This window comes from Yersinia pekkanenii (assembly GCF_001152565.1).
GTDB classification, from domain to species: Bacteria; Pseudomonadota; Gammaproteobacteria; order Enterobacterales; family Enterobacteriaceae; genus Yersinia; species Yersinia pekkanenii.
Map to the genome: position 1 here is coordinate 53,115 of NZ_CQAZ01000007.1, position 21,659 is coordinate 74,773.

The window sequence follows — 21,659 nt, forward strand, 5'->3', positions numbered from 1 at the left end:
TCGATCATCACCAAAGGAATTGGAGTCGCAGGTAGGCGGCAAGCATGTGAATTCCGATGAGCTTACTCAAGTAAGTGATTCGGGTTCTCATGTGTAGCCAACACCCCTGCGGCTTCAAGTACGAAGGGGGATTAGAATAACTGGCTTAAATCGCTGCTATAAGCCTTTACGGCCTGCTCACCGGCATTCTTCATTTGCTGAATTACGCTGACCAACTTTTGAGCATATTGCGGATCAGTAGCATAACCGGCTTGTTGCAAGGCATGTGCGCCCTGTTCCGGGCTTTGTGCCGCGGCAACACTGGCATAGCGCGGGTTTTGGGTCAGCAATTTGACATAATCACTGACCGCCTCAACATAGGACCCATATACCCGGAAGCGGGCGGTGGTCTTCTTCGCCACACCTTGTTCATATTCCGTGGTAGTAATTTCACTGACAGGGCCGTTCCAGTTGCTACCTGCTTTAATACCAAATACGTTGTAACTGGTCTTGCCATCGGCAGTCGGGATCTCGCGCTGACCCCAACCGGATTCCAATGCAGCCTGTGCCACAATAAGTTGATGAGGAATACCGCTTTGCTGGCTGGCAATTTGTGCCGGAATAGACATCCGCGCCACAAAGTTGCTCGTGCCTTGTGGCAGGGACGCTGAATTGTTGACCGGTGCTGCTGGCATGGCCCGACGGACCATTTGTGCCAAGGCCTGAGCAGGTAGCGTTTGTAATACTTGGTTATCCAGCAGCATCGGCACTGTGCCTGCGGTTTCACTGGGCGAAGTCGTACCTGAAAGTTGCTCTACCATCATATCGGCCAGACCCAACCCCTTGACCGACATTTGCTGAGCAATTTGCTGATCGTACATCGAGGTATAAAGATGGGTTTGATCACTGTTCATCACACCACCTTGCGGCAAAGCAGAACGCATGCTTTTCAGCATCATCTGCACAAACATCCCCTCCACCTGCTGAGCAACCTGCTTCAGATTACCTTGTGGGTCTCTTACCACGTCACGCTTTAATGCATTCAGTGATTGGGTATCATAGGCCGCCCCGAACATTTCATTAGCGGTGCCGGACATTGCCATCAAATCACTCATCAGATAATTTCCAATTTAGCCCGTAAGCAGCCCGCACTTTGCATCGCCTGCAAAATAGACATTAAATCGATAGGTGTGGCCCCCAGCGAGTTCAAGGCGCGGACCACATTATTCAGATTCGGGCTGGCATTAACCCGTTGCAATACGCCGCCTTGCTGCTGAACGGAAATTTGAGTATTCGGTGTCACCACAGTCTGACCACCACCAAAAGGCGTATCCGGTTGGCTGACGATATTTTGTTTATCCACCACTACTGACAAGTTCCCTTGTGCCACCGCACAAGAGTCCAGTACCACATTGCGATTCATCACCACTGAGCCGGTACGGGAGTTGATAATAACCTTGGCATCGCCCGCATCAACATTCACCGGGATATTCTGAATATCCGCCAGCAGACGGACTTGTGAACTCCCGCCACGCGGGACCAAAATCTGGATAGTGCGCGCATCGAGGGCAGTCGCAGAACCAAAACCGCGCTGGCGATTAATGGCGTCACTCACCTGCTGTGCCATGGTGAAGTCTTCGCTATTCAATTGAAGATTAATCACCCCATCAGTACCAAAGGTGGTCGGCAATTCACGTTCGATGGTGGCACCATTGCTGATACGCCCACCGGCCAATTGGTTGACCTGCACACTACTGCCACCGGCTGATGCACCCGCACCGCCGACCAGCACGTTACCCTGCGCTAAGGCGTAAACCTGATTATCCACCCCTTTCAATGGGGTCATCAGCAGCGTGCCGCCACGGATGCTCTTGGCATTCCCCATGGAGGAAACCACCACATCAATGCTTTGCCCGGCGCGGGAGAACGGCGGTAACTTGGCGGTAACCATCACGGCGGCCACATTTTTGAGCTGCATGTTGGTGCCAGCGGGGACGGTTATCCCCAGTTGCGACAACATGTTACTCAGGCTTTGCGTGGTAAAGGGAGTCTGCATGGTCTGGTCACCGGAGCCATCCAGCCCGACCACCAGTCCATAACCGATCAGCGCGTTATCACGCACGCCCTGAACGGTCACCAAATCGCGGATACGTTCAGCCGAGGCCGGTAACCAAACCAGCGAGAGCAGTGCAATAAATAGAGCGATAAGTGGCTGTTTACGCATCATAGGGCCTCTTAGTACGGCGAAACATTAAGGAAGAACCGCTGCAACCAGCCCATGGTCTGCGCTTCATTGATATAACCATTACCCACATACTCGATGCGCGCATCCGCAACCTGGGTTGAGGTCACCGTATTGCTGCCGCTGATGGTGCGTGGGTTTACTACCCCAGAGAAACGGATAAATTCAGTTCCCTGATTGATTGCGATCTGTTTTTCACCCACCACATGCAAGTTACCGTTGGCCAGCACTTGATCAACCGTGACGGTGATGGTGCCGCTAAAGGTATTGTTGGCATTTGCCCCACCTTTGCCACCAAAGGTGTTATCGCCGGAAATATCCATATCCGCGCGCGCATTGCCCAGTAACCCTTCCAGATAACGGGGAGAGGTCGCAACACCAAATTTGCTGGAGCCGTTACGGCTGGCATTGGCAGAGGAACTTTTGCTGGCACTCACATTTTCCTGCAAGGTAATGGTCAGCGTATCACCGACATTACGTGGACGACGGTCTTCAAACAGTGGCTGATAACCATAATTCATCGGCTGTACCGTCTGAAAAATAGAGCCATTGGGCAAGGGTGCACTGGCCGGTGCGGGCTTCGCAGAGGTAGAGCCATCCACCAGCGGTGTACGCGGAATGTAGGCACATCCATTGAGTAGCAATATCACCATCAACGGCGCACAAACCCCTGTCAATCCACCTGACTTTCTGAACCGCAATGTATCCATCTCTGATTATCGATCCTGTAACCGGTAAAAGGCGGGTAAAGTCCGCCTCTAATACGCATTATTCTGCAACTATCAGGGGGCGCTATCGCCCCCCGAAAGCGGATTTATAGCTGGGTCAATTTTTGCAACATCTGATCTGAGGTTGAAACCGCTTTACTGTTGATTTCATAGGCCCGTTGTGTCTGGATCATATTGACTAACTCCTCCGCCACATTGACGTTAGAAGTCTCAACATAGCCCTGATACAACAACCCACCGCCGTTCAGACCCGGAGTGGTTTCATTCGGTGCGCCGGAACTGGCGGTTTCCTGATACAGGTTTTCACCCACACTTTCCAAGCCACTGTTATTAATAAACGTGGTCAGTGTCAGTTGCCCAACTTGCTGAGTGGCGGTTTGCCCCTGCAAGGTGACACTGACTATCCCGTCACGGCCTACAGTCATGCTCAAGGCGTTGGCTGGAATGGTAATAGCCGGTTGCACCTGAAAACCGCCAGAAGTCACTAACTGGCCATTTTGGTCAACCTGAAAAGACCCATCACGGGTATAAGCATTGGTGCCATCAGGCATTTGCACCTGAAAGAACCCCTCACCTTTGATAGCGATATCTTTGCTGTTATCGGTCTTGGACAAGTTGCCCTGGCTGTGTAAACGTTCAGTCGCCACCGGGCGAACACCGGTACCAATCTGTAAACCAGATGGCAAGGTCGTCTGCTCGGAAGACTGTGCCCCCGGCTGGCGCATGGTCTGGTACAGCAAATCTTCAAATACCGCCCGCTGGCGTTTAAAACCATTGGTGCTGACGTTCGCCAGGTTGTTGGCGATAACATCCATGTTGGTCTGCTGTGCATCCAAGCCTGTTTTGGCAATCCATAATGATCGGATCATCGGTTTATTCCTCTGCGCCTGCGCGCTTAGCCCATTGCTAACAACTGATTTGCACGCTGTTCGTTCTCATCCACACTGTGAATGACTTTCATCTGCATTTCGAAACTGCGGGCATTAGCAATCATATCGGTCATGGCTTCAACGGCTTTCACGTTGCTACCTTCCAGTACACCCGGCATGATTTTAATCAACGGGTCATTGGCCAACTGAGCACCACGCGCCTGTTGTGTCGCGGGGGTCAGATGGAACAAACCGTCATCGCCGTGCATCACTTCACCCGCCGTTGCCTTAACCCGTTTGATCTGGCCCAACTGAGCAATGGTATTCGGTGAATCACCGGCATTCAGCGCCGAAATCGTGCCATCTGCGGCAATGGTCACCGCCGCCTGAGGGGGCACGTCGATCGGGCCGTTGTCACCCATAAGTGGGTAACCCTGCACCGTCATTTGCCCGTTAGCTCCAACCTGAATATTGCCGTTACGGGTATAGGCCTCGCTGCCATCGGGCAGTTGTACCGCCAGATAACCATCTTGCTGCAAGGCAACATCCAACGGACGGCCGCTGTAATTCATCGTCCCCTGGCTGATATCCACGCCGGGGGTTGATGCGGTGACCATGGTGCGAGTTGCCATGCTCGGCCCGTCGATAGGCACAGCACGCATGGCCGACAACTGCGCGCGGAAACCCGGCGTAGAGGCGTTAGCCAGATTGTTAGCTGTAACCGCTTGCTGCTCCAGCGACTGCCGGGCCGCTCCCATCGCGGTATATATTGCGTGATCCATGAACTTATCCCGTCAGTTCGATTAACGCAGGTTAACCAGAGTTTGTAAGATCTGATCCTGGGTTTTGATAGTTTGCGCATTGGACTGATAGTTACGTTGCGCCACAATCATGTTCACCAGCTCTTTACTCAAATCCACGTTAGAGGATTCCAGAGCACCACTGGTTAGGGTACCGAAACCACCACTACCGGCCGTCCCGAGGATCGGGTTACCGGAGGCGAGCGTTTCTTTCCACACGTTATCGCCTTGGGATGACAGCCCTTCAGGGTTGGCAAAGTTAACCATCACGATTTGACCAAGCAGTTGAGTCTGTTGGTTAGAATAGGTGCCAACCACCGAACCATCATTGTTGATTTGGAAACCGGTGAATTCACCGGCGGCGTAACCAGTCTGGTTTTGCGTAACAATGCTATCAGTGCCGGTATTTTGCTGCTTGCTGCCTGCCACGTTCAGTGCGAAATCTTGTGCTGGAGCACCGTTAACCACTCCCATAGGGATAGTCAATGTGAAGTCAGTCGTACTGGCTGCGTTAGTCCCATTCACCACACTTGTCAGTGCGCCGTTGGTATCAAAAGTCATGGAGCCGCGTTTTTCAGCGGTTTGCGCCGGCTTAGCACTGCTATCCATGGTGTAGACGTCCCAGGAGTTGCCCACGGTCGAATCTTCGGTACGCTTAACATAAAACACATTGATTTCATGGCGGTTACCCAGGCTATCAAAGGTGGTCATGTTATTGACAAAACTGTAGGTGTCGGCCTTGTCAGGATCAAAGGTCGTGGCAGTCGGGATGATATCGTGGGTCGATGTCAGGTTAGCCACCATATTGCCGGAGGTGGTGGCTTTAGCGGGGATCATGTCCTGTGGAATAGACAGTGGCACCGGGTTGGCCCCTTGCTGCACGGTCGGCGGCGTACCGGTTGCCGGATAACCGGTCAGGTTCAAGCCTTGCATATTGACGATATTGCGGTTTTCATCCAGCTTAAACTGGCCGTTACGGGCAAAGTAGATACCACCGCTGCTGTCTTGCATGCGGAAGAAACCGCTCTGACTAATAGCCAAATCCAGACGGCGGTTAGTCGTGGTTGCCGTGCCGTCGTTAAAGTCCTGAGTAATCCCGGCGACCTTAACGCCCATACCGGTCTGAGAACCTGCAAACATATCGGCAAAAGAAACTGAGCCAGCTTTAAAACCTGACGTCGCCGAGTTGGCGATATTGTTACCGATCACATCCAGGTTACTGGATGCCGCGTTCAAACCGCTGACTGCTTGAGAAAAGCCCATTTTCTTCTCCGTTAGATTCGGGGTCCGTTACAGACCTTGAGCATTGATGACATATCAAACGCTGCTGTTAAAATTTTAGGCCAGTCATTAACTTGAGTGACTCACCCGGTGTTTATTGCTGACCGTTACTGAATTACAAAATCTGACGCACGTTATCCATGGTGATGGTTCCCGCCAGACCGAGGTCCAGTTTGGAACCGTCACTGCCACGGGTAACACCGTTGACGACGGCATAGCTCAGCGGAGTCGTGGTCTGAGATGCCCCCCCGTTACTGGCGGTAATCGCCACGGTGTAAGCGCCATCCGGCACCGTACCGCCAGCATCCAGTGAGCCATCCCAGGTAAAGGAGTGCACCCCAGCGGTCAGGCCGCCGATATCGATAGTACGCACCACCTGACCATTGCTGTCGCTGATGGTCGCGGTCACTTTGTCAGCCGCACTCACCAACTCAAGGCCAAATGGCGTGGTAGTAACAACACCATCTGAAGTGCCCGCCAAGATCGTAGTTCCAGGGATCATCACCCCGTGACCAATCAGGCTACTGGCTTGCAGTGACTGGCTGCTGTCAATCTGTCCGGAAATGGAACCCAGTGTCGTATTCAACTTTTCAATGCCACTCACGGTGTTGATTTGCGCTAATTGCGTGGTCAACTCGTTGTTTTGCATTGGGTTGGTCGGATCCTGGTTTTTTAACTGCGCAACCAATAATGTCAGGAAGCTATTTTGCAGATCCTGACTGGTACTGCCGCTGGTGGTAGAACTGGTACCCGAGGTGCCGGTAATACCGTAATCGCTATCAGTCAGGGAATTAGTAATGGCCATCGATACAGGCTCCGGTTATTGACCCAGGGTCAGCGTTTTTAGCATCAAAGATTTAGTGGTATTCAGGACTTCAACGTTAGCCTGGTAGCTGCGCGAGGCGGAAATGGTGTTAACCATCTCGCCGGTGATATCAACGTTAGGCATACGGACATAGCCCTTGGCATCGGCCAACGGGTTACCCGGCTGAAACACCAAACGATCCGGTGCCGGATCATCGACTATCTGTGCCACACGTACACCGCCGGTTTCCTGCCCAGCTTGAGCCGCGACCTGAAAAACCACCTGTTTGGCGCGGTAAGGTTGACCATCCGGGCCGGTAACACTGTCGGCGTTAGCCATGTTACTGGCGCTAACGTTCATCCGCTGCGACTGGGCTGATAATGCAGAACCGGCAATATCAAAAATATTCAGTAAAGACATACGTCTTATCCTTGTTGTAACACTGACATCATCCCTTTGATCTGACCGCCAAGAATGGTCAGATCGGTCTGATATTTCAGGCTATTATCAGCAAAATTAGTACGTTCGCGGTCCATATCCACCGTGTTGCCATCCATTGCTGGCTGGTCCGGTACACGGAATAACAGATCAAGATCAGGTGGCTGAACCGTGCTTGCCGGGATATGACGGGCTGAGGTTAAACTGAGCGACACCCCTGTACCACTGGCTCGTCCTTGCTCCATCACTTTTTGCAGTTGACTGGAGAAATCAATATCGCGGGCCTGAAAGCCGGGTGTATCCGCATTGGCAATATTAGACGACAGGATCTCCTGTCGCTGAGCGCGCAAGTTAAGCGCCTCTTGTTGAAAACGCAGAGCACCGTCCAGTTTGTCGAGCATAAGTCCCCCCGCAAGGTTAGAATTTGGAGCCGACAGCATAAACGCCGTATCGGAAAGCCTATCGCCAGAATAAGAGCAAAATGCGTCGCTATTTGTCCCCTTAACCTCATTAAGGTACGGGTACACTAGTGCGCAAAAGGGCCGATTGCGGAGAAAAAATTGATGACAATGAAAAGAAATGGCGTCATAAGCTTGGCTTTGGGGCTGCTGTTGAGTCAGGCATTCTCTCATCAGGTGATGGCGGCAGATTTATCAGCGCAGGTAACTCAATTCTTCCAACAGCAATATCCGGATAAAGACAGCCAGGTGAAAGTGACTATTAAGACGCCGCAGAGCCAATGGCCACAATGCGAGTCACCGGAAATCACACTGCCCGTCAATGCCCGCTCTTGGGGTAATATCAGTCTGTCAGTGCGCTGCGATGGCGTGCGGCGTTTTATCCAGACTCAGGTGCACGTCAGCGGATATTATGCCGTCGCGGGCCGCCCACTGGCGGCCGGAGAGAAAATCAGCGCCACGGATATTCAAATGAAACGAGGCCGGCTCGATACCCTCCCGCCGGGGGCGTTATTGGAGCCTCATTTTGCGCAGGGTGCCGTCAGTTTGCGGCAAATCAATGCAGGCCAACCCTTGACGCGCAATATGCTGCGCCGTCTGTGGGTCATTAAAGCGGGGCAAGAGGTGCTGGTACTGGCGCAGGGCGAAGGATTTAATGTTAACAGCCATGGTAAGGCCATGAACAACGCCGCCATACAGGATAATGTCCGGGTACGCATGTCATCCGGCCAAATCGTCAGTGGTATTGTGGCTGACGATGGTTCGATCCACATTATGTTATAGAGATTAAAGTTTTTGTAACCTTTGCCGATAATTGAGATAAGCCGTTATTTGCGGGTAAATCAAACAGTGACAATCCCGCCATTCTTTTGCAGATAGATAAATGTCTCGCGGGTCGATAAACGTCAATCCCGCTATAGAGGGAGCAACACCACATGAGTATTGATCGCACCCAACCGTTATTACCGGTAACAGCAGTACAGCCACGGGAAACCAGTGATATTGCGCAGCAAACGCGCAAACCGTCGACTCAAGCAAAAACATCAGTGAGTGGTACTGAGGTTAAATTGAGTGATGCACAGGCTAGTCTGATGCAACCGGGCAGTCAGGATATCAATGTCGAACGGGTAGAAACCTTAAAACAGGCTATCCGTTCAGGTCAACTGACCATGGACACCGGTAAAATTGCCGATGCCTTGCTAAAAAATGTCGCTGATGACCTTAAGAATAATTAACCGTAACAGCAATCGTTAACCGTAAAAGGATACGTGGTGGTGGAAAGATTACAGACCAATCTGGACCAGCAACTGGAACTTCTCGAGTCACTGTCGACGGTTGTAGCACAAGAGCAGCAATTACTCTGTTCTGGTCGGATTCAAGGTATCGTGCTGCAAGGTGTGACTGAACAAAAGAGTTCAATACTGGCCACGCTGGCTTATCTGGATCAAGTCCGACGCCAAACTACGGCCAATATCCACGCGCCCTATAGCGGGAATGATGCGCTAGCGGTGCGCTGGCAACGTATCCTGCAACTGGCGGACAGCCTGAAGTACAGTAATTTACATAATGGATTACTGCTGCAACAGCATATTGAGCATAACACTCAGGCGCTGGCCGTTCTGAATACGCGCCACGGCCAGTCCCTCTATGGCCCAGATGGTCACTCTAAAGGTGCCAGCTTACTGGGCCGCAAGATTGGTATTTAGCTCTATAGCGACTCCGCGCAAAGAGGATACGCCGATGACACTGAGGTGGCCTGTAATGCGCCGGTAGTCATATCCATGGCGACAAAATCGGTGCTAGTCTTTTTCGTCCAATAATTGCCCGATGGCCACTCAGCGCTATCATAGGTTGTCAAACTCCCCCATTCTCCCCACAAAGTGCCGTCAGGTGAGCGCGAGCCATTGGTGGCGCGCGGGGATTCAACCAGTGCCGTAAAATCTGTACTTTGGCAAATCCGGCTGGCTTCCTGAGCTGTTTTCAGCCTCTGACCACCAGAATATACCCACAAATTAGGTTTGAACTGATATGTTGCCGTATAACTCGGGAACTTTTTACTCTTTGCTGTCACCTTGACGGTGCTGCCATAGGTTTGATAAACAATTGTGACCTTACCCTGATTATCCACCGCCACGTTGGGCACATAGGATGACGTCCAGTCATACTGAGTATTATTCGCCACATTGCCATTCATCACCAATTGGAAAGTGGCTTTAGTAAAGATAGTTTTCGGGAACCCCTTATCGGTCGCGAAATTTTCCCCATTGACAGAAATAGCGGTTATTTCAGGCACGGGATTAAGTGTTATTTTTCGCTGCAACCCGCGCTGTTCCGTGGTGCCAATTTGAGGCGTGATAGTCACATCCCCCGCTGTATTTCCTGTCACGGTAGCGCTATAGCTGTCTGGCTGTTCGCTAATGGCACTGATATTTACCGCCACACCACTTTGGATAAAACTGAGATCCTTAATACCACTGATAAAAATATTACTTTTATTTAATGGCACAAACGTGAGTGTCGAATGCATGCTGCCATCAGCAACAATTTCCGCCGGTGAAACAGTAAACGTTGAGAGAGCTGCATCAAGAACAGTATCGACGATAAAATGAGTATCAACACTAGACTGTTGCCCCACCACATCAGCCGTAACAGTCGTCTCCCCGGCAGTGGTATTAGTTAATGCAATACTTACGACTCCTCGTGCATCGGTTTTTTCCGTCATTTTTTCGGGGTATGCGCCATTACTGGTGGTTATCACCACCTCTTGTCCGACGACAGGTTGGCCCTCCAAATTGGTAATGGTGAATTCAACCGTTATTGCAGTATTACCATCAGCAGGTGCGCCATCCCCCCCCACCACTGATGTGATGTTAAATTGAGGTTGCTGGACAATAATAGTTAATGCCGATGGGGTAGAGCTATTCCCGTTGATATCGACAGCGGTCGCGCTAAGGGTATATGAATTTGCCGTCAGCTCTGCCTCTTTCTGAGCCTCCGCGACACTACTGGTCTGCACAATGCGCTTATAAGCGGGTAATACCACACTATAACTTGTTGCGTTTACGGGTATTAATTTGCCACCGGCGGCAATCAATCCCGCATCATTCCAGACAATATGCTGTAGTGCATATTGGGTTGATATCCGTGCGTCGACAGGATAAACCCGACCCGGCTGACCGGAAAGCACGGCCGGAGATAATGTCAGTTTGAAGTGATTCTGTTTCTGATATTCCAGGACAATATTCGCGTTGCGCTCAACAATGTTATAACGGCTCTCGGCAAGTAAACGCCTTCCCACGACCTGCGAGGGGCTAAATTGGGAGCGAAAACTCTCTCCCAGCCGATAATCCATTTGTACATTCCACTGAGTTTCATGCTGACGGCTTTTCCCCATCCGCTGCTCAACGCCAACTGTTAATAGCGGTATCGGCGTATAATTAAGCCCTGCGGTCAATACATAAGGGTTACGTTGCAGATTATCTTTGCCGAACAAAGCGACACGTTCACCTCGATATTGTTCATAGATTAATGTCCCTCCGAGCTGTGGCAGTGTCGGTAAATAAGCTTTCGCCCGTAAATCGCCCCCTGATGCAGGGCGTTCATTATAATCAGTGAAATTCCGTGATGGACGCCACCCACTGAGACGAAAATAACCATTGGCTGATAACTGTAAATAGTCAGTCCAGGCTTCAGCCCCAAAACCAACACGATGGTTCTTCCCGGTCATCTCATTGTCATAGAAAGAATTAAATCCATACATCCAATCTTGATGAAAAATACGCCCCCCCATTCCGATATTAAGGGTATTTCGGCTATCTTTATTTCTCATGCCTAACTGGCTAAAAAAGAGAGATGAAGCCGAGTCATACCAAGGCAGTAGCCAATCGAGAGAGCTCTCGTTGAGGGAGAATTTTTTGTCAAAATTCACATTAACCTGAGCCGTGCCAAATCGATTTAACCAATGTTTGATTTCTTGATTTGCCACATCACTCGCCATTGAACGTGCCATATTAGAGGCATTGCCCGTCGAGGCTAAATTAGCGCCGAAATTGATCATCTTATTCACTGTTTCATCATTGTGTTCAGTGCTATCAAACTCTGCTGAATTAAAGTGGTGAGATTGAGTCAGTGGTAATTCATTAATAGGATGCTGTCGCGAAACCCCTGAGTCAAATACCCCAAACATTAAACTCAGGGATAATACTGCTCTGATAATAATATGGGATGCAGTTAAGCCACTAATAAAGGCGCGCATTTATATACTCCTTCATAATCAATTAGATAGCATCAAAATCCATCAACATAAAACAAAAATAAATTCCACGACTAACACTCATTTAAGAGTGTGAATCATTTTTACCAAATTAAAAGATATTAATAGCGTAGCAGAAGTCATATAAATTGAGTCAAAAATAAAACCCTACTTAATTAAATAATTAAATGCAGACATAATTATATTAATTATTATTTTTAACAAACCAATTAAATTAAAAATAAATAATATTTTTAGCTGTATTTTTTATCAAAATAACTTATGCCATATTGATAAAATAATCTCGTCTCATTTTCCCTGATGTATTAGTCTGCTGTGACTAAGCAAAACCCGGCTTAGTTAAAAGGAGAAATCATGAAAAAACAAAGTGTTAGCATGCTATGCGGTTTACTATTTTGCGGTGCGGTTGCACTGTCAATTAGTCAGGCAGTGCGGGCCGTTGAAGTCTACAATCAGGTCGAACATCCGGTCTATTTCTGTATAACTTGCTATTACCCCTTAGTCTGGTTTTAGTGATAATTGACCAGTACTTGATTGCTGATCACTTGCAGCGGCGGGTTCACCCGGCCTTTGCCGGCAATGAAATAGACAAAAGTCAGTTGAGTCGCCGCTGCCTCCCCGGCAAGCCCCCGACTCTGCCCGCTGCCGCCCTCGAGTGGCATGCAGCGAGTTGGGGTGCATAACTTTACCTGCAAACCCTCTGGCGCTGCTGACATCAATTGGTAGCGCCAGCCAACCGAAATGATGCGAGCATTTTCCTGCGCCAGTGCCACGGGTGATTGTAGCGCAGCCGAGGGCCTGGCTACACCACGCAAATTCTGTGTAATACCGATATTGTCTGCCACCCAACTGCCTGAAGCGACCGCATTCAGCGGTAATAAATAGACCGAAAGCAATGTCCCCAGCATGACCAAAAAGAGACGAACCCGCATCAAGCCGCGCCTATTGTTGACGTCATACGGATCTGGCGATTATCGCCAATTTCCAGATTAGACAGCACCACCATCTGCGGCAAACTACGGCGCAGGAAGCGGGCTAATAGTGCCCGTAGTGCATGGTTCACCAGCAATACCGGTGGTGCGCCCAACATTTCCTGGCGCTGCAATGCTTGTTTGGATTGTTCCAACAGACGATCAGCCAGACCCGGCTCCAGACCGCCACCACCTTGCAGCGCTTGTAATAATAAACGCTCTAATGCGGCATCCAGCCCAATAACTTGAATCTCACCGGTGCCAGGGAACCACTGTTGTGCAATGGATCGCCCCAATGCAACGCGCACTACTGCGGTTAATTCGTAAGGATCAGTCTGATTCGGTGCATGCTCGGTCAGTGTCTCAATAATGGTGCGCATATCACGAATTGATACCCGTTCCATTAATAGATTTTGTAGCACTTTATGCAGCGTAGTTAAGGTCACGACACCGGGAATAAAATCGTCAGTCAGCTTCGGCATCTCTTGGGTGACCCGATCCAACAACTGTTGTGTTTCCTGACGGCCGAACAACTCACTGGCATATTGGCTAATCAGATGATTGAGATGCGTCGCCACGACGGTACTGGCCTCAACCACGGTAAAGCCCTGGATCTGCGCCTGCTCACGCAAGGCACTTTCAATCCATACTGCCGCTAAACCGAAAGCGGGATCGTGGGTCGCCTCGCCGGGTAAGGTACCGACAGCATTGCCGGGGTTAATCGCCAACCAGCGACCGGGATGGGCTTCGCCACTGCCAATCTCCACCCCTTTCATTAATATCCGATAGCTTGCCGGCGGCAGCTCCAGGTTGTCCCTGATATGCACCACGGGTGGCAGATAGCCCATCTCTTGAGCAAACTTTTTACGGATACTGCGAATGCGGCCCAGCAACTCACCGTTTTGCTGGAAATCCACCATCGGGATCAGGCGATAACCCACTTCCATACCCAGTGGGTCTTCCAACTGAACATCTGACCAGGTGGCTTCAGCAGACTGTTGATGGTCCTGTACTACCGGTGACTCTGCCACCGTGGGTTGCTTCATTTGTTTACCACGCAAGCGCCAGGCTAATGCCAGCAGTGCACCGGTAAACAACAGGAATACAAAGTTAGGCATCCCCGGCACCATGCCCAGCAAGCCCAGAACACTGGCACTCAATACCATCACCCGTGGATTGTTGAACAATTGGGTGACCATTTGCTGACCAACATCCTGATCAGTGCTAACGCGGGTTACGATGACACCTGCGGCCGTCGATATCACCAATGCCGGAATTTGCGCCACCAGACCATCACCGATGGTCAGCAAGGTATAAGTTTCTGCCGCGTGGCCCACCGCCATATTGTGCTGAAGTACCCCCACCAGTAAACCGCCGACCACGTTAATAACCATGATCAGTAACCCGGCTACCGCATCACCACGAACAAATTTACTGGCCCCATCCATTGAACCGTAGAAATCGGCCTCTTGTGTGACATCTGAACGGCGTTTTTTCGCTTCATCTTCACCAATCAATCCGGCGTTTAAGTCGGCATCGATTGCCATCTGCTTACCGGGCATACCATCCAGAACAAAACGTGCGCCAACCTCGGCAATACGCCCGGCCCCTTTGGTGATAACCATAAAGTTAATTATCACCAAGATGATAAAGACCACGATACCGATCGCAAAGTTACCGCCGACCAGAAAGTGACCAAATGCCTCAACAACACGGCCTGCTGCTGCCGCTCCGGTATGACCATCCATCAAAATGATACGGGTGGAGGCAACGTTCAGGGACAAACGCAGTAAGGTTGAAAATAACAAAATGGTGGGGAATGCCGCGAAATCCAAGGTGCGCTGGGTAAACATGGCAACCAGCAAGACCATAATGGACAGCGCGATATTGAAGGTAAACAGCAAATCAAGGATGAAAGGAGGCAGCGGCAGCACCATCATCGACAAGATCATCAGAATCAGGATAGGTCCGGCAAGAATTTGCCACTGCGTATCTTTAAAATTGCCCGGTAAACGAAGCAGGGCGGCCAAATTAGCCATTAGTCAGTCTCACTCTCTGTTGCAAAATCCAGTGCTTCCGGCACCGGCAGATGTTCAGGTTTTTTCGGGATTAGCCCGCCTTCCCGCTTCCAACGTTTCAACTGGTATACCCAGGCAAGGACTTCCGCTACTGCAGCATAAAGGGTGGCTGGAATATGTTGGCCCACCTCGCTGTGCCGGAACAATGCCCTGGCCAGCGGCGGGGCTTCTAATAAAGGAATACGATGCTCTGCGCCCAGTTCACGGATACGTAATGCCACCGCCCCCGCTCCTTTCGCCAACACTTTGGGCGCACTCATTTTTGCTTCGTTATACTGCAAAGCCACCGCATAGTGGGTCGGGTTAGTGACTATCACATCGGCTTTAGGCACATCCGTCATCATTCGGCGGCGGGCCATGGCCCGTTGTTGCTGACGTATGCGCCCTTTTACATGCGGGTCACCTTCTTGATCTTTAAATTCGTCGCGTATCTCCTGTTTACTCATACGTAACTTTTTGATGTGGCTGGTTATCTGGAAAAATACGTCGAAGCTGACCATTGGAGTCAACCCTAATACCACGACTAGCCCGCAGAAAATAATCAAGTGAAGGGCATCACCTAAAGCCGCCACCGGAGGGGCGGCAATCAGGCGCATCATATCTGGCCAGTTATGCCAGAGGAATAAACCAGTAACCCAGCCGACCAGCGTTGCCTTGAGGATAGCTTTCAGTAATTCGGCTAATGCCTGTGAGGAAAACATGCGCTTTAAGCCTGCTATCGGGCTCATGCGCTGCAAATCAAATTTGATCGATTCGCCGCTAAACAGCACGCCACCCAACAACATCGGTACCGCCAGTGCGACTATCACTAATCCGGCAAAAATCGGTACTAGGGCCATCAGCGTTTGGCTCAGCAACATGCCAATTTGTCGTAACATTTGCTTATCATCGCTGACCACACTGTGATCAAAATGCAGCCCTTGGGCAACCATGGCGGAAAGTTGACGCGCCATCGATTCCCCTGAAACCCACAGGATCGCCAAACCGGCCCCGAGCATCAGCATCGAAGTCAATTCGCGTGAGCGCGGGACCTGACCTTTCTCGCGAGCCTTCTCCAGCTTGTGGGCTGTGGGTTCCTCGCTTTTTTCTGCATCGCTATCTTCAGCCACAGCAATGGCTTCTGTTCGCGTAAATGTTCCTGTTCAGCGTGAGCGTTTCCGTGTCAGAGAAATGGATCAATATCAAAATTGCTGTCTAGGATGACAAACATTCAGCAAGTCTATAGCTTGAACACAGTGACAATTGGGGGGTTATTTGCAGGATGGGGTGATCAGAATATCCGCCGGGTATCCGCAAGGCCATCTACACCTCGAATGCCATTGAGTCACTGAACAGTGTGATCCGGCAGGCGATCAAGAAACGCAAAGTATTCCCGACGGACGACTCGGTGCGGAAAGTTATTTATCTGGTGCTCCGGGATACTTCGAAAAATGGAGTCTGCCAATACAGAACTGGCGGTTGGCAATGAGTCGTTTTATTATCGAGTTCGGTGACCGTCTAAACGATCACCTTTAATACAGTGGCGGTTATACAGAATTATGTACAGACTCATATAAAATAACATTCAATCTTTCAAATAAAGCTCATAGTTAACTGTGAATTCAGATAATAAATGCAACGTTCGAGTGTTTAGAGGGAGTAACGGTTATATTTACGGTCATCAGTTTGAATGTTTATTCGATAGTAATACTATTTTGTATACGTAGATCACGCCTATTAGCACAACAACGTCTGTTGGCTAGCTAGTTATAGTCAGATTTTGATAACCGAGACTATCACCACCAGTGATACCCTGTGTTGGAACCTAGTCCTGTGCCGATTATTAAATTAATTGGCAAATTAAATCACTCTGATTGAGGAATAAGACATATTGAGTGTTATACAAAAAAAAGGTCACTATTAGCGAGTTATTCACATCTAAGAATACCGTTATAAAAGCACATTTATAAATACCACAAACAAAAAAGGTTACTCAGCCATGTGATATTAAGAGGAAATAAAAATGAAACAATTCGACGTTACATATGATGTTCTGGACAATAAACGCAAGACATTCTCCCTAATAAAATCCACTGATATACTCATTATAAGAATGCATCCGGGGGCGGATTTTTCCAGCATGATGCTCAGTGTTATCAACGAGAGTAACATACGATATGAAGTTATTTTTAATATTTCGAATGCCAACACCTATGTGGTCAGCATAGATGCCCCAGCCGATAACGTTAGCATGATAAAGAAAAATATCGCTAATCATAAAGATGTCAGGTTTGCCGGATATGGTTTTATCAATGAAGAAAATAAAGAGCCAGTTATTTATACTGAGAATCTTTTTATTCAGTTCAAAGAATATTTATCAGAAGACGACTGTGAGAAAATAATCGACGAATATAACCTCACCATTAAGAATACAATATCATTTATTAACAATGCTTATTTTGTTTCAATGCAGGAAAGTACCGGTGAAGATACCTTTACTATTGCCGAAAATATTTTAAATCGTAAGGATATTGAACACTGTCATCCGGAATTAATTCATCATAAAAAGCCCAAAACCATTCATCATAATCAGTGGCATTTAAAGAAAACCATCGTCCGTACTGAGATTGAGGTGGATGCCAGTGCGAATGTTGAAAACGCCCATAAAATCACCTTAGGCAAAGGTACCACTATTGCCGTCATTGATGATGGGTTCGACCTGGGCCATCCAGAGTTTTGGCGCGAAGGCAAAATTGTCTATCCTTGTAACCTGAAAAACGGGGACATAGGGAACTTCGAGAACATCGATGAGGATCCCTCACCGGAGCCAGGTGACAACCACGGTACCGCGTGTGCCGGAGTCGCCTGTGCCGATGGCCGCTATGGTGCCTCTGGCGTGGCACCCGAAGCTAAACTGATGCCAATCCGGCATGCCGGAGGGTTAGGCTCACAGAGCGAAGCTTTCGCCTTTGTCTGGGCGGCAGAGCATGGCGCGGATGTTATCTCTTGCAGTTGGGGGCCAGTAGATGGCCTGTGGTTAGACCCAAACGCCCCCGAGCATAATGTCGTGGCCGAAATGCCAGCATTGACCCGCAAAGCCATTGATTATGCAGTAAAGAAGGGGCGCAAAGGTAAGGGCTGTGTGATCTTTTTTGCCGCCGGTAACGGTAATGAACTCATCGAGAATGATGGTTATGCCAGCCATGAACAGGTGGTTGCTGTCGCCGCCTGCAATGACCGTGGTAAACGTTGCGTTTACAGTGATTATGGTAAGTCACTTTGGTGCTCCTTCCCCAGCGGCGATATCCCGGCACCTCATATGCGCCATCCATCCCCCTTCACCAAGGGCATCTGGACCACCGATATACGTCTTGACGCAGGCTATAGTTCAGGCGACGTATTGACAGGGGACATTTTTGGTAATTACACCACGATATTTAGTGGGACTTCTAGTTCCTGCCCCGGTGCCGCTGGTGTGGCCGCATTAATCCTCTCGGTGAATCCTTCACTTAGATATAATCAGGTCAAAGATATCATCCGCTATAGCTGTGACAAAATAGATGAAGAAAACGGCGACTATGATGAAAATGGTCACAGCCAATTGTACGGCTACGGGCGAGTCAATGCCGAGAGAGCGGTGATCTTGGCCAAAGAATGGAAGAAATAAGCCACTCCGCCAGGGATAGCGTCAAATGACATTATCACAAAGGTAAATAAAGCAGATGAGGGCTTCCTCATCTGCTTTTTAGCGGCGTTAATCAGCTTAGAAACCTAAGCTGTCGAGCAGATCATCAACCTGATCCTGGCTGGCAATAACACCGGCACTGGTTTTATCCAGTTGCGGCCCATTGAGTAAACTGTTAACCGGCTTTTGTGGTTTAGACGGCATATCCGGGATGTTCTCCATCAATACCATCAATAATTGCTTCTCAATCTCTTGCACCACATCCATCATGCGCTTGATGACCTGACCGGTAAGATCCTGGAAATCCTGCGCCATCATGATTTCCAACAATTGCGCATTGGTAAATGAGGTATGTTGTGGCACCACGTCCAGATATTCACGGGTATCCGTGACCAAAGATCGGGCATCAGCTAGCTCGACGGGATTAGCAAACCATTCATCCCAGCGAATTTTGAGCGCCTTGGCCGATGATTCCAACTCATTCTGGCGGGGTTGTGCCGCCTCAACGCAGTTCAATGCCCTTTCTGCCGCCTGTGCAGTCATATGAACCACATAATCCAGACGATCACGAGCATCCGGAATAGCTTCCGCTGCCTGAGCAATCGCTTGATCAAGACCTAACTCGCGCAGGCTGTCGCGTAACATCCGCGTCAGTTGTCCAATGCGACTGATGATATCACTGGCCGATGCCGCGTCTGTGGCGGGCATTTGATGGTTACTCATTTCGCCTCCTTACATACCCAACTTTTCAAAAATCTTATTGAGTTTCTCTTCCAAGGTCGCGGCAGTGAAAGGTTTCACTACATAACCACTGGCACCGGCTTGCGCTGCTGCGATGATGTTCTCTTTTTTAGCTTCGGCGGTTACCATCAGAACCGGCAGAGAGCCGAGAGCACCATCAGCACGGATGGTTTTCAACAGGTCCAGGCCATCCATATTGGGCATATTCCAGTCAGAAACCACAAAATCAATCCCCCCTGCGCGTAATTTATTCAATGCGTCTACGCCATCTTCGGCCTCTTCCACATTGTTAAAACCCAGTTCTTTCAGCAGGTTTCTGACAATACGACGCATGGTCGAAAAATCGTCTACCACCAAAAATCTGAGATTCTTATCCGCCATACTAACTCCTAAGGTTTGTTGCTCACCGCTGAGCGATTAAATGCTAACGCCCGATTTCCACCAGAAAATATTCTCGTTAGATTCGTAAGGCTTGGCCGCTACTAATCTGTGCCAACATGCGCTGGCTTATCTGGTTCAGATCCAGGACTTCATTAACGCCGCCCATAGCAATAGCTTCACGCGGCATCCCGAAGACCACACAACTGGCCTCGTTTTGGGCAATGGTATAAGCACCTGCCCGATGCATTTCCAGCAAACCGGCAGCACCGTCATTGCCCATGCCGGTCAGAATCACCCCCACCGCATTACGCCCGGCATACTGCGCCACTGATCGAAACAGCACGTCAACCGAGGGACGATGGCGATTAACCGCAGGCCCGTCATGGATACGTATTTGATAGTTAGCGCCACTACGCGCCAACTCCATATGCCGATCACCCGGAGCAATATAGGCATGTCCCGGCAATACCCGTTCGCCGTCGTCTGCCTCTTTCACCGTAATTTGGCACAGTTTATTGAGCCGCTCGGCAAAGGAACGGGTAAAACCCGGCGGCATATGCTGAGTAATCAGCAGTGCCGGACTGGTCGGTGGCAAAGGCTGCAATACAGTCCGGATGGCTTCAGTGCCGCCGGTAGATGCGCCGATGGCGATTAACTTTTCACTACTGAGTAACGGCGTATGAGTGAGCATAACCGGGACAGGTTCCGGGCCTCGCTGTGGCAAGCGAGCTTTCGCGGCGGTGCGTATTTTCTCCGCGATCAATTCGCTATAAGCCAGCATCCCTTCTCTGATACCGAGTTGAGGTTTGGTGACAAAATCAATAGCCCCCAATTCCAGCGCCCGCATAGTTATCTCAGAGTTCTTACCCGTTAATGACGACACCATCACCACCGGCATAGGCCGCAACCGCATTAGTTTTTCAAGAAAATCCAAGCCATCCATACGCGGCATTTCAACATCAAGTGTCAAAACTTGCGGATTGAACTTTTTAATCAAATCACGGGCAACCAACGGATCAGGCGCCGCAGCAACCATTTCCATATCCGAGTGACTGTTAATAATCTCTGTCATTAGCTGACGCATCAATGCGGAATCATCAACGCACAATACTCTGATTTTACTCATCACCTCTCCTTGGTCAGTCCATAAACGGTCTGCCCGCGCAAATAGAATTCCCGACTAATCTGACTGAAATTCTCCGAGTGGCCCGCAAACATCAGGCCACCGGGTTTTAGTAATGGAACAAAGCGACGCAGAATGCGCTCCTGCGTTTCTTTATCAAAATAAATCATCACGTTACGACAAAAAATCGCATCAAATTGCCCAGGCAGTGCCCACTCTGGTGCCAATAGATTGAGTTGCTGGAACTGGATCATATTGGCAAGCTCCGGCCGCACCCGCACCATGCCTTGATGTGGGCCAGTGCCACGCAAAAAGTAGCGTTGCATTTGCTGTGCCGACAATGAACGCAATTCATCTTGCCGGTATACGCCGCTGGTCGCTTTTTCCAGAACTTGCGTATCGATATCACTGGCCAATATCTGGCAAGATCCCGCGCGATTTCCCAACACATCGCACAGTGTCATGGCGATGGAATAAGGCTCTTCACCCGTCGATGCTGCCGTACTCCATACCGAATAATTTCCCGGTCGCTGGCGAGCATGCTCAGCCAGGATCGGGAAATGGTGCGCCTCACGGAAAAATGCCGTCAGGTTAGTGGTCAACGCATTAACAAATGCTTGCCACTCCGCACTGTTCGGGTCAATCTCCAACAGAGCAAGGTATTGACCAAAATCGTTAATTCCCAGCAATCTTAACCGCCTGACCAAGCGGTTATAGACCATTTCCCGTTTGTGATCGGCCAGAACAATCCCGGCCCGTTGATAAATAAGTTGGCAAATACGCTGGAAGTGAACATCCGACAGCGGTAGCCGTTGAATCATCTGGATC

The 21,659-nt window shown here is 49.7% G+C and carries 22 protein-coding genes and 1 pseudogene; 6 read left to right on the forward strand and 17 right to left on the reverse strand.

Annotated elements, in window-relative coordinates; all coding sequences use genetic code 11:
• Window positions 1-131: 131 nt before the first annotated feature.
• The 9 genes from flgJ to flgB all read right to left on the reverse strand — a co-directional run bounded on the left by flgJ (window position 132) and on the right by flgB (window position 7,543).
• On the reverse strand, window positions 132-1,094 hold the full coding sequence (gene flgJ, locus AEP37_RS05055; protein ID WP_049610820.1) for a flagellar assembly peptidoglycan hydrolase FlgJ: 963 nt from the start codon (window positions 1,092-1,094) through the stop codon (window positions 132-134).
• A complete protein-coding gene (locus tag AEP37_RS05060) occupies window positions 1,094-2,203 on the reverse strand; it encodes a flagellar basal body P-ring protein FlgI (RefSeq protein ID WP_049611005.1) in 1,110 nt (369 codons plus the stop codon). The genes flgJ and AEP37_RS05060 overlap by 1 nt, the downstream gene beginning before the upstream one ends.
• An 11-nt stretch (window positions 2,204-2,214) precedes the next feature.
• Entirely contained in the window at window positions 2,215-2,931 is a 717-nt protein-coding gene (flgH, locus tag AEP37_RS05065; protein ID WP_049610823.1) for a flagellar basal body L-ring protein FlgH, read from the reverse strand.
• Between the two features lie 104 nt (window positions 2,932-3,035).
• Window positions 3,036-3,818, reverse strand: coding sequence for a flagellar basal-body rod protein FlgG (flgG, locus tag AEP37_RS05070; RefSeq protein WP_049610826.1), 783 nt, complete (start codon window positions 3,816-3,818; stop codon window positions 3,036-3,038).
• A gap of 26 nt (window positions 3,819-3,844) precedes the next feature.
• Window positions 3,845-4,600, reverse strand: a complete 756-nt coding sequence (locus AEP37_RS05075) for a flagellar basal body rod protein FlgF (RefSeq protein ID WP_049610829.1) — start codon at window positions 4,598-4,600, stop codon at window positions 3,845-3,847.
• 21 nt (window positions 4,601-4,621) lie between these two features.
• A complete protein-coding gene (gene flgE, locus AEP37_RS05080) occupies window positions 4,622-5,881 on the reverse strand; it encodes a flagellar hook protein FlgE (protein ID WP_049610832.1) in 1,260 nt (419 codons plus the stop codon).
• A 133-nt stretch (window positions 5,882-6,014) separates the two neighbouring features.
• Window positions 6,015-6,704: a flagellar hook assembly protein FlgD gene (flgD, locus tag AEP37_RS05085; RefSeq protein WP_049610835.1), complete on the reverse strand. Its 690-nt coding sequence runs from the start codon at window positions 6,702-6,704 to the stop codon at window positions 6,015-6,017.
• Between the two features lie 15 nt (window positions 6,705-6,719).
• Window positions 6,720-7,124 (reverse strand): flagellar basal body rod protein FlgC, encoded by a 405-nt coding sequence (gene flgC / locus AEP37_RS05090; RefSeq protein ID WP_049610837.1) that lies wholly within the window; start codon window positions 7,122-7,124, stop codon window positions 6,720-6,722.
• 5 nt (window positions 7,125-7,129) lie between these two features.
• On the reverse strand, window positions 7,130-7,543 hold the full coding sequence (flgB, locus tag AEP37_RS05095) for a flagellar basal body rod protein FlgB (protein WP_049610839.1): 414 nt from the start codon (window positions 7,541-7,543) through the stop codon (window positions 7,130-7,132).
• 162 nt (window positions 7,544-7,705) lie between these two features.
• Here flgB and flgA point away from each other — a divergent pair, with 162 nt between their 5' ends.
• The 3 genes from flgA (at window position 7,706) to AEP37_RS05110 (ending at window position 9,306) form a co-directional block, all read left to right on the forward strand.
• Complete coding sequence (gene flgA / locus AEP37_RS05100) at window positions 7,706-8,383, forward strand: flagellar basal body P-ring formation chaperone FlgA (RefSeq protein ID WP_049610842.1); 678 nt, start codon at window positions 7,706-7,708, stop codon at window positions 8,381-8,383.
• 152 nt (window positions 8,384-8,535) lie between these two features.
• A complete protein-coding gene (gene flgM, locus AEP37_RS05105) occupies window positions 8,536-8,835 on the forward strand; it encodes a flagellar biosynthesis anti-sigma factor FlgM (protein WP_049610844.1) in 300 nt (99 codons plus the stop codon).
• A 36-nt stretch (window positions 8,836-8,871) separates the two neighbouring features.
• The gene (locus AEP37_RS05110; protein WP_049610847.1) at window positions 8,872-9,306 is read left to right on the forward strand and encodes a flagella synthesis protein FlgN; all 435 of its coding nucleotides are present in this window, start codon (window positions 8,872-8,874) and stop codon (window positions 9,304-9,306) included.
• A gap of 2 nt (window positions 9,307-9,308) precedes the next feature.
• Here the strand turns inward: AEP37_RS05110 and AEP37_RS05115 are convergent, their stop codons facing one another.
• The gene (locus tag AEP37_RS05115; protein ID WP_049610850.1) at window positions 9,309-11,855 is read right to left on the reverse strand and encodes an invasin Inv; all 2,547 of its coding nucleotides are present in this window, start codon (window positions 11,853-11,855) and stop codon (window positions 9,309-9,311) included.
• Between the two features lie 372 nt (window positions 11,856-12,227).
• On the opposite strand from AEP37_RS05115, the gene AEP37_RS25985 reads away from it, so the two are divergent.
• Window positions 12,228-12,386, forward strand: a complete 159-nt coding sequence (locus AEP37_RS25985; protein ID WP_156168527.1) for a hypothetical protein — start codon at window positions 12,228-12,230, stop codon at window positions 12,384-12,386.
• On the opposite strand, the gene AEP37_RS05120 is transcribed toward AEP37_RS25985, so the two are convergent.
• The 3 genes from AEP37_RS05120 to flhB are packed head-to-tail and all read right to left on the reverse strand — an operon-like array spanning window position 12,383 to window position 16,031.
• Window positions 12,383-12,805: a flagellar protein FlhE gene (locus AEP37_RS05120; protein ID WP_049610853.1), complete on the reverse strand. Its 423-nt coding sequence runs from the start codon at window positions 12,803-12,805 to the stop codon at window positions 12,383-12,385. The genes AEP37_RS25985 and AEP37_RS05120 overlap by 4 nt on opposite strands.
• On the reverse strand, window positions 12,805-14,883 hold the full coding sequence (gene flhA / locus AEP37_RS05125; RefSeq protein WP_049610857.1) for a flagellar biosynthesis protein FlhA: 2,079 nt from the start codon (window positions 14,881-14,883) through the stop codon (window positions 12,805-12,807). Before flhA ends, AEP37_RS05120 begins: the two co-directional genes overlap by 1 nt.
• On the reverse strand, window positions 14,883-16,031 hold the full coding sequence (flhB, locus tag AEP37_RS05130) for a flagellar biosynthesis protein FlhB (protein ID WP_049610860.1): 1,149 nt from the start codon (window positions 16,029-16,031) through the stop codon (window positions 14,883-14,885). The genes flhA and flhB overlap by 1 nt, the downstream gene beginning before the upstream one ends.
• A 167-nt stretch (window positions 16,032-16,198) precedes the next feature.
• Here flhB and AEP37_RS24650 point away from each other — a divergent pair.
• Window positions 16,199-16,437 (forward strand): annotated as a pseudogene (locus AEP37_RS24650) (transposase); the annotation flags it as partial.
• Between the two features lie 487 nt (window positions 16,438-16,924).
• A complete protein-coding gene (locus AEP37_RS05135; RefSeq protein ID WP_049610863.1) occupies window positions 16,925-18,568 on the forward strand; it encodes a S8 family peptidase in 1,644 nt (547 codons plus the stop codon).
• Window positions 18,569-18,664: 96 nt separating this feature from the next.
• Here AEP37_RS05135 and cheZ read toward each other — a convergent pair whose 3' ends face one another.
• From cheZ to cheR, 4 genes are all read right to left on the reverse strand, one after another.
• Entirely contained in the window at window positions 18,665-19,309 is a 645-nt protein-coding gene (gene cheZ, locus AEP37_RS05140; RefSeq protein WP_049610864.1) for a protein phosphatase CheZ, read from the reverse strand.
• Between the two features lie 9 nt (window positions 19,310-19,318).
• On the reverse strand, window positions 19,319-19,708 hold the full coding sequence (gene cheY / locus AEP37_RS05145) for a chemotaxis response regulator CheY (RefSeq protein ID WP_049610867.1): 390 nt from the start codon (window positions 19,706-19,708) through the stop codon (window positions 19,319-19,321).
• Between the two features lie 76 nt (window positions 19,709-19,784).
• Window positions 19,785-20,834, reverse strand: coding sequence for a protein-glutamate methylesterase/protein-glutamine glutaminase (locus tag AEP37_RS05150; protein WP_049610870.1), 1,050 nt, complete (start codon window positions 20,832-20,834; stop codon window positions 19,785-19,787).
• Window positions 20,834-21,652, reverse strand: coding sequence for a protein-glutamate O-methyltransferase CheR (gene cheR, locus AEP37_RS05155; RefSeq protein ID WP_235801348.1), 819 nt, complete (start codon window positions 21,650-21,652; stop codon window positions 20,834-20,836). The genes AEP37_RS05150 and cheR overlap by 1 nt, the downstream gene beginning before the upstream one ends.
• Between the last annotated feature and the right edge of the window lie 7 nt (window positions 21,653-21,659).

Bases quoted from the DNA above. Each gene is read 5' to 3' on its own strand.
- AEP37_RS05115 (WP_049610850.1), bottom strand. From the start codon at position 11,855: ATGCGCGCCTTTATTAGTGGCTTAACTGCATCCCATATTATTATCAGA.
- flgC (WP_049610837.1), bottom strand. From the start codon at position 7,124: ATGTCTTTACTGAATATTTTTGATATTGCCGGTTCTGCATTATCAGCC.
- flgE (WP_049610832.1), bottom strand. From the start codon at position 5,881: ATGGGCTTTTCTCAAGCAGTCAGCGGTTTGAACGCGGCATCCAGTAAC.
- flgD (WP_049610835.1), bottom strand. From the start codon at position 6,704: ATGGCCATTACTAATTCCCTGACTGATAGCGATTACGGTATTACCGGC.
- flgM (WP_049610844.1), top strand. From the start codon at position 8,536: ATGAGTATTGATCGCACCCAACCGTTATTACCGGTAACAGCAGTACAG.
- AEP37_RS25985 (WP_156168527.1), top strand. From the start codon at position 12,228: ATGAAAAAACAAAGTGTTAGCATGCTATGCGGTTTACTATTTTGCGGT.
- AEP37_RS05120 (WP_049610853.1), bottom strand. From the start codon at position 12,805: ATGCGGGTTCGTCTCTTTTTGGTCATGCTGGGGACATTGCTTTCGGTC.
- AEP37_RS05150 (WP_049610870.1), bottom strand. From the start codon at position 20,834: ATGAGTAAAATCAGAGTATTGTGCGTTGATGATTCCGCATTGATGCGT.
- cheY (WP_049610867.1), bottom strand. From the start codon at position 19,708: ATGGCGGATAAGAATCTCAGATTTTTGGTGGTAGACGATTTTTCGACC.
- AEP37_RS05075 (WP_049610829.1), bottom strand. From the start codon at position 4,600: ATGGATCACGCAATATATACCGCGATGGGAGCGGCCCGGCAGTCGCTG.
- flgB (WP_049610839.1), bottom strand. From the start codon at position 7,543: ATGCTCGACAAACTGGACGGTGCTCTGCGTTTTCAACAAGAGGCGCTT.
- AEP37_RS05060 (WP_049611005.1), bottom strand. From the start codon at position 2,203: ATGCGTAAACAGCCACTTATCGCTCTATTTATTGCACTGCTCTCGCTG.
- cheR (WP_235801348.1), bottom strand. From the start codon at position 21,652: ATGATTCAACGGCTACCGCTGTCGGATGTTCACTTCCAGCGTATTTGC.
- cheZ (WP_049610864.1), bottom strand. From the start codon at position 19,309: ATGAGTAACCATCAAATGCCCGCCACAGACGCGGCATCGGCCAGTGAT.
- flgG (WP_049610826.1), bottom strand. From the start codon at position 3,818: ATGATCCGATCATTATGGATTGCCAAAACAGGCTTGGATGCACAGCAG.
- AEP37_RS05135 (WP_049610863.1), top strand. From the start codon at position 16,925: ATGAAACAATTCGACGTTACATATGATGTTCTGGACAATAAACGCAAG.
- flgJ (WP_049610820.1), bottom strand. From the start codon at position 1,094: ATGAGTGATTTGATGGCAATGTCCGGCACCGCTAATGAAATGTTCGGG.
- flgH (WP_049610823.1), bottom strand. From the start codon at position 2,931: ATGGATACATTGCGGTTCAGAAAGTCAGGTGGATTGACAGGGGTTTGT.
- flhA (WP_049610857.1), bottom strand. From the start codon at position 14,883: ATGGCTAATTTGGCCGCCCTGCTTCGTTTACCGGGCAATTTTAAAGAT.
- flgA (WP_049610842.1), top strand. From the start codon at position 7,706: ATGACAATGAAAAGAAATGGCGTCATAAGCTTGGCTTTGGGGCTGCTG.